This window comes from Kitasatospora sp. NPDC127121 (assembly GCF_042677305.1).
In the GTDB taxonomy this organism is placed as follows: Bacteria; Actinomycetota; Actinomycetes; order Streptomycetales; family Streptomycetaceae; genus Kitasatospora.
On the sequence record NZ_JBHXTQ010000132.1, the window covers coordinates 1 to 13,396 of the forward strand.

Below are 13,396 nucleotides of genomic sequence, written 5' to 3' on the forward strand. Positions count from 1 at the left end.
TGGCGGGGGCGACCCTACCCCGGGGGGGGGGGGCCCTCATGCAGTGGTAGCCCCGCGTACGTTTGAGCGCGGGGGGGGGGGCGCGGCTGCCCCCCCCCCCCCCGAGTCGCGTCCGGGTCAGGAGTAGACCGGCCCGGTGAACTTCTCGCCCGGGCCCGTGCCCGGCGCGTCCGGGACGATGGAGGCCTCGCGGAAGGCCAGCTGCAGCGAGCGCAGGCCGTCCCGCAGCGGCGCCGCGTGGAAGTTGCTGATCTCCGGGGCGCCGGCGGTGACGAGCCCGGCCAGCGCGGTGATCAGCTTGCGGGCCTCGTCGAGGTCCTTGTCCTTCTCCCCGCCCTCGGCCAGGCCGCACTTGACCGCGGCGGCGCTCATCAGGTGCACCGCGACGGTGGTGATCACCTCGACGGCCGGGACCTCGGCGATGTCCCGGGTGAGGTCGTCGAAGCCGATCGCGTCGTCGTCCGCGCCGGGGGTCTTGGTGGGCTCGCTGCTCAAGGGGGGCTCGTTCCGTCGTGCCGGTGTCAGTACCCCTGGAGCGTACAAGGGCCCTTCCGGAGGCGGACAAAGGTGGTGAGGTGGGGCGGAATAGCGTTCGACTCCGCAGCGCTGTATGCTTCGAGACTGACCGGCCGGGATCCCGTATGGGCACCTGGCCAGCAAGAGGAGGCTCCACCCAGGAGGCCCGAGAGGGCAACCGCGAAAGTCTCCCACCTGGTCGACCTCAGGGTCGACGGGTCCCGGTCCGCGACGGGCGCCACGGCGCCGAGTCGCAGCAGCGCTCCTCACCAGGGTGTTGCCCCCGGATTGTGTGGAGCCCCGCTTGTACCGAGCGGGGCTTTTTTCGTGTCGCGGTGCACACGGTGCCGAACAGGTGCCGGGCAGCGCAGCACGAATGAAGCCCCGCCCAGTGGTCGAGTCCACTACGTGCGTCCGCCGTCCGACGGCCGCATCGCAGAAGGTGCAACCGAGGAGGCCCCATCAGCACCGAGCCCCGCATCAACGACCGGATTCGCGTCCCGGAGGTGCGACTCGTCGGTCCCAGCGGCGAGCAGGTCGGCATCGTGCCGCTTGCCAAGGCGCTGGAGCTCGCGCAGGAGTACGACCTTGACCTGGTCGAGGTCGCGGCGACCGCCCGGCCGCCGGTGTGCAAGCTCATGGACTACGGCAAGTTCAAGTACGAGTCGGCCATGAAGGCCCGTGAGGCGCGCAAGAACCAGGCGCACACGGTCATCAAGGAGATGAAGCTCCGGCCGAAGATCGACCCGCACGACTATGACACCAAGAAGGGTCACGTCGTCCGGTTCCTCAAGCAGGGCGACAAGGTCAAGATCACGATCATGTTCCGTGGTCGTGAGCAGTCCCGCCCCGAGCTGGGCTTCCGCCTGCTGCAGCGGCTCGCCGACGACGTCCAGGACCTGGGCTTCATCGAGTCGTCGCCGAAGCAGGACGGCCGAAACATGATCATGGTTCTTGGCCCGCACAAGAAGAAGACCGAGGCGATGGCCGAGGCCCGCGCCCTCGCCGACGCCCGCAAGGCCGAGCGTCAGGGCCGTACCCCCGGCTCCGACGCCGCTGCGGACGACGACCTGCTGGACGACGACCTGCTGGTCGACGACGAGGTCGCCGATGACGAGGTCGCCGACGACGAGGCGACCGAGGCGGCCGAGGCACAGGACGCCCCGGCCGAGGCGCCGGCCGTCGAGGCCGACGCTCCGGTCGAGCAGCCGGCCGCCTCCCAGGGCGCCTGAGCCTTCACCGGCCAGGGCGGCCCGGGAGACCGGCCCCAAGGTGACGGGGCGCCCCGCCCGGTCACACAGATCCATCCAGTTCACGCCCGCGTGGCGCAGGCCGCGCGGGCGCGGACGGGACCGACGAGGAGATACGGCGAAATGCCGAAGCAGAAGACGCACAGTGGCGCCAGCAAGCGCTTCAAGATCAGTGGCTCTGGCAAGGTGCTCCGCGAGCGCGCCGGCCGTCGCCACCTCCTGGAGCACAAGCCCTCGACGCTGACCCGCAAGCTGGCCGGGACCGTCGAGCTGGCCCCCGCTGACGCCAAGAAGATCAAGAAGCTTCTCGGCAAGTGATCGCCCTCCCGCCCGGCGCGAGCCGTGAGCGGGGCAGCTGATCCTTCCCGACCCATTCGAATGACGGACCACGTGAAGTAGTCCGTGGTCCAACCCAAGGAGTAATCAAGTGGCACGCGTCAAGCGGGCAGTCAACGCCCACAAGAAGCGCCGGGTCATCCTGGAGCGCGCCAGCGGCTACCGTGGCCAGCGCTCGCGCCTGTACCGCAAGGCCAAGGAGCAGGTCACCCACTCGCTGGTCTACAACTTCAACGACCGCAAGAAGCGCAAGGGCGACTTCCGTCAGCTGTGGATCCAGCGCATCAACGCTGCGGCCCGTGCCAACGGCATCACCTACAACCGCTTCGTGCAGGGCCTGAAGGCCGCCAGCGTCGAGATCGACCGCAAGATGCTGGCCGACCTGGCCGTCAACGACCCGGGCGCGTTCGCGTCGCTGGTCGAGGTCGCCCAGAAGGCGCTGCCGGCCGACGTGAACGCCCCCAAGGCTGCCGCCGACGCCGCCTGATCTTCCGAGATCAGTTGAGCTCTGACCGGACCCGCAGGCTCCCTGCGGGTCCGGTTCTGCGTTTCCCCGGATCTTCAGCGCCGCCCGCCACAGAGAACGAGACCATGCCGAGCACCGACACCCCCCTGCTCACCTCCCTGCGCTCGCCGCGCGTCGTCGCCGCCCGCCGGCTCGCCAAGCGGAACCAGCGCACCAAGGAACGCCGCTTCCTGGTCGAGGGCCCGCAGGCCGTCCGGGAGGCCGTCGCCTTCGGCCAGCTGCCGGACTCGGCCGAGCACGCCGTGGTCGAGGTGTACGTGACCCCGGAGGCCGCCGAGCGGCACGCCGCCCTCGTCGAGGCGACGCTGGCCGAGGGGCTGCCGGTGCTGACCGCCACCGACGAGGTGATCGCCGACATCTGCGACACGGTGACCCCGCAGGGCATCGTGGCGCTCTGCCGCTTCATCGACACCCCGTTCGCCGAGGTGCTCAAGGCCCGCCCCAAGCTCGTCGCGGTCCTCGCCCACGTCCGCGACCCCGGCAACGCCGGCACCGTGCTGCGCACCGCCGACGCGGCCGGCGCGGACGCCGTGGTGCTCACCGACGCCTCGGTGGACCTGTACAACCCGAAGGCCGTCCGGGCCTCCGTCGGCAGCCTGTTCCACCTGCCGGTGGCGGTCGGCGTGCCGGTCGAGGAGGCCGTCGCGCAGCTGCGCGCGGCCGGGGTCCGGGTGCTCGCCGCGGACGGCGCGGGGGAGCGCGACCTGGACCAGGAGCTCGACGAGGGCACCCTGGGCGCGCCCGGCGCGTGGGTGTTCGGCAACGAGGCCTGGGGGCTCCCGGAGGAGACCCGCGCGCTGGCCGACGAGGTCGTGCGCGTCCCGATCCACGGGCACGCCGAGAGCCTCAACCTGGCCACCGCCGCGGCCGTCTGCCTGTACGCCTCGGCCCGGGCGCAGCGCTCGCCCGGCGGCTGCCGCTCGAACGCCTGACCCGCACGCTCCAGTCGCCACCGGCCGAGGGCCTACTACAGGGGGCTGCGAGGCGCTAGGGTCTGCCTCTGTGGGGGGAACGGCACGGTGGGTAATCGGGGAGGACACCCATGGTCGGCAGCGGGCCAGAGCTCGACCCGGACGACCTACCGGACGGCCTGGTGGTCGCCGATGCGCTGGGCCGGGTGGTCTGCTTCAACCGGGCCGCGGCCCGGCTCACCGGCCTGCCCCCGGAGGCCGCGCTCGGTAGCGGGCTGGAGGACGTCCTCCCGCTGGAGGACCTGGACGGCCGCCGCTGGTGGCAGCTGACCGACCCGTACGGCGGCCTGGCCACCCGCACCGGCCAGCCGGAGCGCAACCTGCTGCTGCCCGGCGGCCGCGAGGTGCTGGTCTCCGCCCGGTACGTCCGGGACGTGCCGCTGGGGCCGCCGCAGCGGGTGGTGGTCGCGCTGCGCGGCACCGAGGCCCGTCGCCGCACCGAGCGCAGCCACGCCGAGCTGATCGCCACCGTCGCCCACGAGCTGCGCTCGCCGCTCACCAGCGTCAAGGGCTTCACGGCGACGCTGCTGGCCAAGTGGGAGCGGTTCACCGACGGGCAGAAGCGGCTGATGCTGGAGACGGTGGACGCCGACGCCGACCGGGTCACCCGGCTGATCGCCGAGCTGCTGGACATCTCCCGGATCGACGCCGGCCGGCTGGAGCTGCGCAAGCAGGTGGTCGACCTGGCCGCCGCGGTGCGCCGGCACGTCGAGCGCAAGGTCGCCACCGGCATCCCCGAGGAGCGCTTCGACGTCCGGATCAGCGAGTCGCTGACCGTCCTGTGGGCCGACCCGGACAAGGTCGACCAGGTGCTGGCCAACCTGCTGGAAAACGCGGTGCGCCACGGCGAGGGAACTGTCACGATCGAGGTGGCACCGGCCAAGGAGGTCGTCGAGGCGCCCCTCTGGGAGCGCTCGGGCACCCCTCCCCGCATCGTGGAAGGAACCGCGGTCACCGTGAGCGACGAAGGAAGCGGCATCCCCGAGGAGTCGATGCCGCGCGTCTTCACCCGCTTCTGGCGCGGTTCCAAGCGCGGCGGCACCGGCCTGGGCCTGTACATCGTCAAGGGCATCGTGGAGGCCCACGGCGGCTCGATCCGGGTCGACCGGGCCCCCTGCGGCGGCGCCCGGTTCCGATTTATCCTGCCCGCCAGCGTTCCGGACTTCATGCTCTGAAGGAGCATGAACGACGAGCAGAGCATGCTCTGAAAGAGATGAACGACAAGCAGAGCATGCTCTGAAGGAGCTCTGAAGGAGCATGAACGCATGCTCCGGGGTCCCGCTGGACGGGCTTCCAGGCAGCCGCGCTACGCGCTGCGACTACACTCGACCTTTGGCGTTGTGGTACGCCCTGTGCGGCTGAGCCGCGGACACCCCTCTTCCCCGTCGTACGGAGAACGGCTGCCCGTGCCCCGGCCACACCGGGCGTACCGCAGAGGCAGCCACCCTTACCTGAGCACGGACGAGCAGGAGCACGGGAAGATAGAGATGTCGGCACCCAACAAGTCGTACGACCCGGTCGAGGTCGAGGCCCTCAAGCCCGAGGTGGTGGAGCAGGCGCGGGACGAGGCCGTCGCCGCCTTCGCCGCCGCCAGCACGCTCGACGAGCTGAAGGAGGCCAAGGTCGCCCACACCGGCGACCGTTCCGCGCTCTCCCTCGCCAACCGCGAGATCGGCGCCCTGCCCCCGCACGCCAAGGCCGCCGCCGGCAAGCTGATCGGCCAGGCCCGCGGCGCCGTCAACAAGGCCCTCGCCAAGCGGCAGGCCGAGCTGGAGGCGGAGCGCGACGCCCGCGTGCTGGTCGAGGAGGCGGTGGACGTCACGCTGCCGTACGACCGCGCCCCGCGCGGCGCCCGGCACCCGCTGACCACCCTGGCCGAGCGCATCGAGGACACCTTCGTCGCGATGGGCTACCAGGTTGCCGAGGGCCCCGAGGCCGAGGCCGAGTGGCTGAACTTCGACGCCCTCAACCTGGGCCCGGACCACCCGGCCCGCTCGATGCAGGACACCTTCTTCGTGCAGGCCCCGGACGGCTCCGCCGACTCCGGCGTGGTGATGCGCACCCAGACCTCCCCGGTCCAGGCCCGTACCCTGCTCGACCGCGAGCCCCCGGTCTACGTGGTCTGCCCCGGCCGCGTCTACCGCACCGACGAGCTGGACGCCACGCACACCCCGGTGTTCCGCCAGGTCGAGGGCCTCGCGGTGGACGAGGGCATCACCTTCGCCGACCTCAAGGGCACCATCGAGGTGCTGGTCGAGAAGCTGATCGGCGGCGGCCTGGAGCTGCGCTGGCGCCCCTCGTACTTCCCGTTCACCGAGCCGAGCGCCGAGATCGACCTGCAGTGCTTCGTGTGCCGCGGCGAGAGCGTCGGCAACCCGGACCGCCCCTGCCGGACCTGCTCCTCCGAGGGCTGGATCGAGCTCGGCGGCTGCGGCGTGGTCAACCCGCGCGTGCTGGTCGCCTGCGGCGTCGACCCCAACCGCTACAGCGGGTTCGCCTTCGGCCTGGGCCTGGAGCGGATCCTGATGAATCGTCACAACGTCGCCGACATGCGCGACATGGTCGAGGGTGACGTGCGCTTCACCCTCCCGTTCGGGATGGAGATCTGATGCGCGTCCCGCTTTCCTGGCTGCGTGAGTACGTCGACCTGCCGGCCGGCGAGACCGGCCGTGACGTGGCGGAGCGCCTGGTCCGGGCCGGCCTGGAGGTCGAGACCGTCGAGCAGCTCGGCGGCGACCTCAAGGGCCCGCTGGTGGTCGGCGAGGTGCTCTCCATCGAGCAGCTGACCGGCTTCAAGAAGCCGATCCGGCACTGCCTCGTCAACGTCGGCGACGCCAACGGCACCGGCGAGCCGCAGGAGATCGTCTGCGGCGCCACCAACTTCGCCGTCGGCGACAAGGTCGTCGTGGTGCTCCCGGGCGCCGTGCTGCCCGGTCCCTTCCCGATCGCGGCCCGCCAGACCTACGGCCGCACCTCGGCCGGCATGATCTGCTCGGCCCGCGAGCTCGGCATGGGCGACGACCACGACGGCATCATCGTGCTCCCGCCGGAGTTCGAGCCCGGCACCGACGCGATCGAGCTGCTCCAGCTGGTCGACGAGGTGCTGGACATCGCCGTCACCCCGGACCGCGGCTACTGCCTGTCGCTGCGCGGCGTCGCCCGCGAGGCCGCCGCCGCGTACGGGCTGCCGCTGGCCGACCCGGCGCTGCTCGACGTGCCGCCGGCCAACTCCTTCGGCTACCTGGTCAAGGTCAACGACCCGGCCGGCTGCGACCGCTTCGTGGCCCGCACGGTCGTCGGCATCGACCCGACCGCCAAGTCCCCGATCTGGCTGCAGCGCCGCCTCCAGAAGGCCGGCATCCGCCCGATCTCGCTGACCGTCGACATCACCAACTACGTGATGCTGGAGGTCGGCCAGCCGCTGCACGCCTACGACAAGCAGCGCGTGAGCGGCCCGATCACGGTCCGCCGGGCGGAGCAGGGCGAGAGCCTGACCACCCTCGACGGCGTGCAGCGCAAGCTCTCCGCCGAGGACCTGCTGATCTGCGACAACAGCGGCCCGATCGGCCTGGCCGGTGTCATGGGCGGCGCCTCCACCGAGATCCTCGACCCGGCCGCCGGCCCGGGCACCACCGAGGTGATCATCGAGGCGGCGCACTTCGAGCCGGTCGCCATCGCCCGCGCCGCCAAGCGGCACAAGCTGCCCTCCGAGGCGTCCAAGCGCTTCGAGCGCGGCGTCGACCCGGAGGCCGCCCGCGCCGCCGCCCAGCGCGCCGTCGACCTGCTGGTCCTGATCGCCGGCGGCACCGCCGAGGCCGGGGTCACCGACATCGCCGCCCCGCACCCGGTGCGCACCATCACCATCTCCGCCGACCTGCCCGACCGGGTCGCCGGCACCGCGTACGGCCGCGAGACCGTGACCCGGCGCCTGCAGGAGATCGGCTGCTCGGTCGCCGGCGCCGACGTCCTGGAGGTCACCCCGCCGACCTGGCGCCCCGACCTCACCGACCCGTACGACCTCGCGGAGGAGGTCATCCGGCTGGAGGGCTACGACAACGTCCCCGCCCGGATGCCCAACGTGCCCCCGGGCAAGGGCCTGACCGAGGCCCAGCGCGTCCACCGCCGGATCGGCGTCGCGCTGGCCGGGGCCGGCTACGTCGAGGTCAACAACTACCCGTTCCTCGGCGAGAGTGCCTTCGAGGCGCTCGGCCTGGAGCCGGACGACCGGCGTCGGCGCACCGTCAAGCTGGTCAACCCGCTCAACGACGAGGAGCCGGCGCTGCGCACCACGCTGCTGCCGGGCCTGCTCGGCTCGCTGCGGCGCAACGTCGGCCGCGGCAACACCGACCTGGCGATCTACGAGACCGGCACCGTCTTCCTGCCCAAGGACGAGCTGTCCGTGGCCCCGCGCCCGGCCGTCGACCGCCGGCCCAGCGCCGAGGAGCTGGCCGCGCTGGACGCCGCGCTGCCGGACCAGCCGCGCCGGGTCGCCGTCGCCCTCGCGGGCGAGCGGCTGCCGTCCGGCTGGTGGGGCCAGGGCGCCGGGGCGTCCTGGGCGGACGCCGTCCAGGCGGCCCGTACGGTGGCCCGCGCGGCCGGCGTCGAGCTGACCGTGCGGCAGGGGCAGCGGGCGCCGTGGCACCCGGGCCGCTGCGCCGAGCTGGTCGTCACCGGCACCGACCGGGTGGTCGGCCACGCCGGTGAGCTGCACCCGCGCGTCGTCAAGGCGCTCGGCCTGCCGGCCCGCACCAGCGCGATGGAGATCGACGTCGACCTGCTCACCGCGGACGGCGCCGAGAAGGTCAACGGCCCTGCGGTCTCCGGCTTCCCGGTGGCCACCCAGGACGTCGCGCTGATCGTCGACGCCGCCGTTCCGGCCGCCGACGTGGAGGCCGCGCTGCGCTCCGGCGCGGGCGAACTGCTGGAGGCCATCCGGCTGTTCGACGTCTTCACCGGCGAGCAGGTCGGCGAGGGCCGCAAGTCGCTGGCGTACGCGCTGCGCTTCCGCGCCGCGGACCGCACGCTGACCGCCGACGAGGCGACCGCCGCCCGCGAGGCGGCCGTCGCCGAGGCCGTCGCCCGTACCGGCGCGGTGCTGCGCGGCGCCTGATCCCGTCAGGCCTCAGGGCCCCGTTCGGACCTCGGTCCGGGCGGGGCCCTTTGCCGTTCCTCGACTTTTCCTGCCTTCCCTCGCCTGCCCTCACCTTTCCTTGGCTTCCCTCACCTTTCCTTGGCTTGACGGAACGTCACCATGTCCACTTAACTCATTAACTATGGAACTAGATAAAGGCGCCGACCTGCCCCCTCCGATCGAGTTCCGCCTGGACCCGGCCTCCGGTGTCCCGACCTATCTGCAACTCGTGCAGCAGGTCGAACAGGCGCTGCGGATGGGCTGGTTGACGGAGGGGGACCGGCTTCCCCGGGTGCGCGAGGTGGTGGCGGGGCTGGCGATCAACCCCAACACCGTGCTCAAGGCGTACCGCGAGCTGGAGCACCGCGGCCTGGCCGTCGGCCGGCGCGGCCAGGGCACCTTCGTGCGCGGACTGCCCGCCGGGGTGGTGCCGTTGCGCGAACGGGCCGCGCTGCGGCGGGGGTTGCTGGACTGGATGTGCGCGGCGCGGGCCACCGGGCTGGACGAGGACGGGATGACCGCGGTGTTCGAGGACACGCTGCGCGACCTGCGGAACGGAGAGGTGGCGTCATGACGGCGGACACCGTGATCGACTGCGGCGGGATCGGCAAGCGCTACCGCCGCTCCTGGGCGCTGCGGGACTGCCATCTGGCCGTCCCCGCCGGGCGCGTGGTGGCACTGGTCGGGCCGAACGGCGCCGGCAAGACCACGCTGCTGGGCCTGGCCGCCGGGCTGACCCGGCCGAGCGAGGGCGCCATGACCGTTCTCGGCGACCAACTGCCGGGCTCACCGGCGGCGTTGGACCGGATCGGGTTCGTCGCCCAGAACGCCGCGCTCTACCCCGGAGTGCCCGTGCGCGACCTGCTCCGGATGGGCCGGTACCTGAACCGCCGCTGGGACGACGCCCGGGCGCACGCCCACCTGGAGGGCCTCGGCATCCCGCTGGACCGCAGGTACGGCCGCCTCTCCGGCGGCCAGCAGGCCCAGGTCTCGCTCGCCCTGGCGCTCGCCAAGCGCCCCGAACTGCTGCTGCTGGACGAGCCGTTGGCCGCTCTGGACCCGCTGGCCCGGCACGACTTCATGGCGGTGCTGCTGACCGCGGTGGCCGAGGACGGCCTGTCCGTGGTGTTCTCCTCGCACGCCGTCAACGAGCTGGAGCAGAGCTGCGACCACCTGGTGGTGCTCGGCGGCGGCCGGGTCCAGGTGGCGGGCGAGGCGGACGACCTGGTGGCCGGCCACCGGATGCTGACCGGCCCGACCGCCGGGGCGGACGAGGTCGCCGCCCGGCTGCCGGTGGTCCGCGACCGCAGGGCCGGGGCGCAGTCGCACCTGCTGGTGCGGACCGGCGGCGTGGACGCCCCCGTCTCCGCCGGATGGCGCCAACAGCGCGTCGGCCTGGAGGAGTTGGTGCTCGCCTACCTGCGCGAGCCGACCGCCTCCGCCCTGCCCGGCCCGCGCGGGGCCGTCCGCGCGTCCGTCCGTACGTCCGAGAAAGCGATGCTGTCATGAGTGCCGTCACCGCCGTTCCCGCCGCGCTGCCCCGGGCCGGGGCGGTGCGGGCGGCGTGGCTGCGGCACCGGCCCGCGCTGCGGGTGCTGCTGGGCGTCCTGGCCGGGCTCGTCCTGCTGCTGGCCGTCACCGGGTACTTCCTGCACGCCGGGTTCGACCGGTCCGGCGCGGGTGACTGCGACATGGCGACGCGGGCCTGCAACGAGCACTGGAAGGGGTTCCTGCGCGAGTACGGCACCGAGCTGATGGTCGGCGCGAACATCGTCTACTTCCTCGGCGGCGCCCTCGGCGCCTTCGCCGGCGGCCCTTTGCTGGCACGGGAGTTCGAGCACGGAACGGTCCGCTTCGCCTGGACCCAGGGGGCCGGACGGACCAGGTGGACGGTGGGCGTGCTGGCCGTCGCGGGCGGCGTGCTGGCCGTCGCGACGGCGCTGGCGGGCGTGGTGACCAACTGGTGGCTGGAGCCGATGGCGAGGCAGTCGGGCCGCTTCACGCCGCTGCTGTTCACGGCCGCCGCGCCCGCCCTGGTCGGCCGGGTCCTGTTGGTCTTCGCGCTGTCCGCGCTCGCGGGCGCGGTGCTGCGGCGGACGGTGGTGGCGGTGGGGATCGGGGTGGCGGCCTCGGTCGTGTCCACGCTGGTCGCCCAGTCCCTGCGGTTCGACTACCGCGCCCCGCTCCAGGACACCTTGCACACGCTGGCGCAGGCCTCGGTCGACCACCGCTGGGAGGGGAGCACGTGGATCACCGACCCGGCCGGGAACCGGATGAGCATCGGGCGGCTCTACGACGCGGGGAACGACTACTACGGCGCCCAGAAGCTGGTGAGCGAGGGCGGCTACTCGGCGCACGAGATCTACCAACCGGGCAGTCGCTACTGGTCGTTCCAGTTCATCGAGCTCGGCTGGATGGCGGTCCTGGCGGTGCTGCTGTGCGCGGCGGCGGTCTGGTGGGTGCGCAGGCGGGCGGTCTGACCTGCGTCTTTGAAGAGCCTTGAAGAGACTTTGTCAAAACCCTTGCGGGGACGGGGAAGGAGGGCCCTTAATTCTCGTTAGGAAAGTTTCCTAACCCCCCGAGGAAACGGAGCATCGTATGCGTCCCCAGCACCACCGTGCCCTCCGCATCGCCCTCGCCGCCGCCCTGGTGGCCGCGCCCCTCACGGTCGCGGCCGCCGGCGCCGCCACCGCCGCGCCGACGTCCGCGACGTCCGTCCAGCTCAAGGGAGTCGGCCTGGACGACCCGCACAAGAAGGACATCGCGATGCAGCTGGTGTCCAGCGCGGAGAACTCCTCGCTGGACTGGAAGGCCCAGTACAAGTACATCGAGGACATCGGCGACGGGCGCGGCTACACCGCCGGCATCATCGGCTTCTGCTCCGGCACCGGCGACATGCTGGACCTCGTCCAGCACTACACCGACCTCAAGCCGGGCAACGTCCTCGCCAAGTACCTGCCGGCCCTGAAGAAGGTCAACGGCAGCGCCTCGCACGCCGGCCTCGGCACCCCCTTCGTCAACGACTGGGCCGCCGCCGCCAAGGACACGGTCTTCCTGCAGGCCCAGAACGACGAGCGCGACCGGGTGTACTTCAACCCCGCCGTCAACCAGGCCAAGTCCGACGGCCTGCGCGCGCTCGGCCAGTTCGCCTACTACGACGCCATCGTCATGCACGGCCCCGGCAACAGCTCGGACAGCTTCGGCGGCATCCGCGCCGCCGCCCTGAAGAAGGCCAAGACCCCCGCCCAGGGCGGCGACGAGGCCACCTACCTCAAGGCCTTCCTGGACGCCCGCAAGGTGGTCATGAAGAAGGAGCAGGCCCACTCCGACACCAGCCGGGTCGACACCGAGCAGTCGGTCTTCCTCAACGCGAAGAACTTCGACCTCAACCCGCCGCTCAAGTGGAAGGTCTACGGCGACAGTTACGCCATCAACAGCTGACGCAACGCCGAGCGGGGCCCGGGAGCAGCACCTCGCTCCCGGGCCCCGCCGCCGTCCACCGGCCGGTGCTCAGGCGCTCGCGGTGTAGTCGTAGAAGCCGCGGCCGGACTTGCGGCCCAGCAGGCCCGCGTCGACCATCCGGGACAGCAGCGGGGGAGCCGCGTACAGCGGCTCCTTGTACTCGTCGTACATCGACTCGGCGATCGAGACGATGGTGTCCAGACCGATCAGGTCGCACAGCCGCAGCGGGCCCATCGGGTGGGCGCAGCCGGCCTCCATGCCCTTGTCGATGTCGGAGGCCGTGGCCACGCCCGACTCGAACATCCGCACCGCGGACAGCAGGTAGGGCACCAGCAGCGCGTTGACCACGAAGCCGGCCCGGTCGCGGGCGCGGATCGGCTCCTTGCCGAGCTCCTGGGAGGCGAAGGCCTCGACCCGCTCGGTGGTCACCGCCGAGGTGGTCAGCGTCGGGATGACCTCGACCAGCTTCTGCACCGGCGCCGGGTTGAAGAAGTGCAGGCCGATCACCTGCTCGGGGCGGGAGGTGGCGGCGGCCAGCTTCACGATCGGGATCGACGAGGTGTTGGAGGCCAGGATCGCGTCCCGGCGCTCGACCACCTGGTCCAGGGTCTGGAAGATCTTGACCTTGATGTCCTCGCGCTCGGCGACCGCCTCGACCACCAGGTCGCGGTCGGCGAAGTCGGCCAGGTCCACGGTGAAGGCCAGCCGGGCCAGCGCCGCGTCCCGCTCCTCCGGGCTCAGCTTGCCGCGCTTGACCGCCGTGTCCAGGGAGTTGGTCAGCCGGGTACGGCCGAACTCCAGCGCCTCGCCGCTGGCCTCCGCCACCAGGACGTCCAGCCCGGCCCGGGCGAAGACCTCCGCGATGCCCGACCCCATCAGGCCGCAGCCGATCACTCCGACGCGCGCGATGTCACTCACTCAGTTGCCCTTCGGTGGTGCTGGGGATCGCCCAGCGACTGGTGACCCAGCGAGCTGCTGGTCAACGGGCCGGTGTGCCGGAATGGGTGCACCGGTCACCGTCCCGACGACGTTACTACTCCGTACCGGCCAGTAGGTCACCCCCTCCCCGGCCGGGTGCCAGTGCCTAGGGCGTGTCTGACAATTCGCGCCGGATCAGCGCGCGGCGGTGGGCGCCCGGCTGGGCGTGCCGGCGAAGCGTCCTCGTACTGGGCCGTACTTGGACGTTTCGCCGGTGCGTCCAGGC

Annotated in this window: 13 protein-coding genes; 11 read left to right on the plus strand and 2 right to left on the minus strand. The window is 72.2% G+C overall.

What is annotated here, in order from left to right; translation table 11 throughout:
* Nucleotides 1-117: 117 nt before the first annotated feature.
* Nucleotides 118-495, minus strand: coding sequence for a DUF1844 domain-containing protein (locus tag ACFVHI_RS36030; RefSeq protein ID WP_063346861.1), 378 nt, complete (start codon nt 493-495; stop codon nt 118-120).
* Between the two features lie 482 nt (nt 496-977).
* Between ACFVHI_RS36030 and infC the strand changes: the two genes are divergently transcribed.
* From infC to ACFVHI_RS36085, 11 genes are all read left to right on the plus strand, one after another.
* Nucleotides 978-1,748, plus strand: coding sequence for a translation initiation factor IF-3 (infC, locus tag ACFVHI_RS36035; RefSeq protein ID WP_380346233.1), 771 nt, complete (start codon nt 978-980; stop codon nt 1,746-1,748).
* 141 nt (nt 1,749-1,889) lie between these two features.
* Entirely contained in the window at nt 1,890-2,084 is a 195-nt protein-coding gene (rpmI, locus tag ACFVHI_RS36040) for a 50S ribosomal protein L35 (RefSeq protein ID WP_030055648.1), read from the plus strand.
* A 109-nt stretch (nt 2,085-2,193) separates the two neighbouring features.
* On the plus strand, nt 2,194-2,589 hold the full coding sequence (rplT, locus tag ACFVHI_RS36045; RefSeq protein ID WP_030055649.1) for a 50S ribosomal protein L20: 396 nt from the start codon (nt 2,194-2,196) through the stop codon (nt 2,587-2,589).
* A gap of 104 nt (nt 2,590-2,693) precedes the next feature.
* Complete coding sequence (locus ACFVHI_RS36050; RefSeq protein WP_380346224.1) at nt 2,694-3,560, plus strand: TrmH family RNA methyltransferase; 867 nt, start codon at nt 2,694-2,696, stop codon at nt 3,558-3,560.
* Between the two features lie 110 nt (nt 3,561-3,670).
* Nucleotides 3,671-4,774, plus strand: coding sequence for an ATP-binding protein (locus tag ACFVHI_RS36055; protein ID WP_063346858.1), 1,104 nt, complete (start codon nt 3,671-3,673; stop codon nt 4,772-4,774).
* 312 nt (nt 4,775-5,086) lie between these two features.
* Nucleotides 5,087-6,208: a phenylalanine--tRNA ligase subunit alpha gene (gene pheS / locus ACFVHI_RS36060; RefSeq protein WP_363372880.1), complete on the plus strand. Its 1,122-nt coding sequence runs from the start codon at nt 5,087-5,089 to the stop codon at nt 6,206-6,208.
* Nucleotides 6,208-8,709 (plus strand): phenylalanine--tRNA ligase subunit beta, encoded by a 2,502-nt coding sequence (pheT, locus tag ACFVHI_RS36065; protein WP_363372878.1) that lies wholly within the window; start codon nt 6,208-6,210, stop codon nt 8,707-8,709. Before pheS ends, pheT begins: the two co-directional genes overlap by 1 nt.
* Before the next feature lie 163 nt (nt 8,710-8,872).
* A complete protein-coding gene (locus ACFVHI_RS36070; protein WP_380346227.1) occupies nt 8,873-9,304 on the plus strand; it encodes a GntR family transcriptional regulator in 432 nt (143 codons plus the stop codon).
* Entirely contained in the window at nt 9,301-10,239 is a 939-nt protein-coding gene (locus tag ACFVHI_RS36075) for an ATP-binding cassette domain-containing protein (RefSeq protein ID WP_063346854.1), read from the plus strand. The genes ACFVHI_RS36070 and ACFVHI_RS36075 overlap by 4 nt, the downstream gene beginning before the upstream one ends.
* The gene (locus ACFVHI_RS36080) at nt 10,236-11,210 is read left to right on the plus strand and encodes an ABC transporter permease subunit (protein ID WP_380346229.1); all 975 of its coding nucleotides are present in this window, start codon (nt 10,236-10,238) and stop codon (nt 11,208-11,210) included. The genes ACFVHI_RS36075 and ACFVHI_RS36080 overlap by 4 nt, the downstream gene beginning before the upstream one ends.
* 118 nt (nt 11,211-11,328) lie before the next feature.
* Nucleotides 11,329-12,171, plus strand: a complete 843-nt coding sequence (locus ACFVHI_RS36085) for a chitosanase (protein WP_380346231.1) — start codon at nt 11,329-11,331, stop codon at nt 12,169-12,171.
* A 69-nt stretch (nt 12,172-12,240) separates the two neighbouring features.
* On the opposite strand, the gene ACFVHI_RS36090 is transcribed toward ACFVHI_RS36085, so the two are convergent.
* Complete coding sequence (locus ACFVHI_RS36090) at nt 12,241-13,110, minus strand: 3-hydroxybutyryl-CoA dehydrogenase (RefSeq protein WP_063346851.1); 870 nt, start codon at nt 13,108-13,110, stop codon at nt 12,241-12,243.
* Nucleotides 13,111-13,396: the final 286 nt, after the last annotated feature.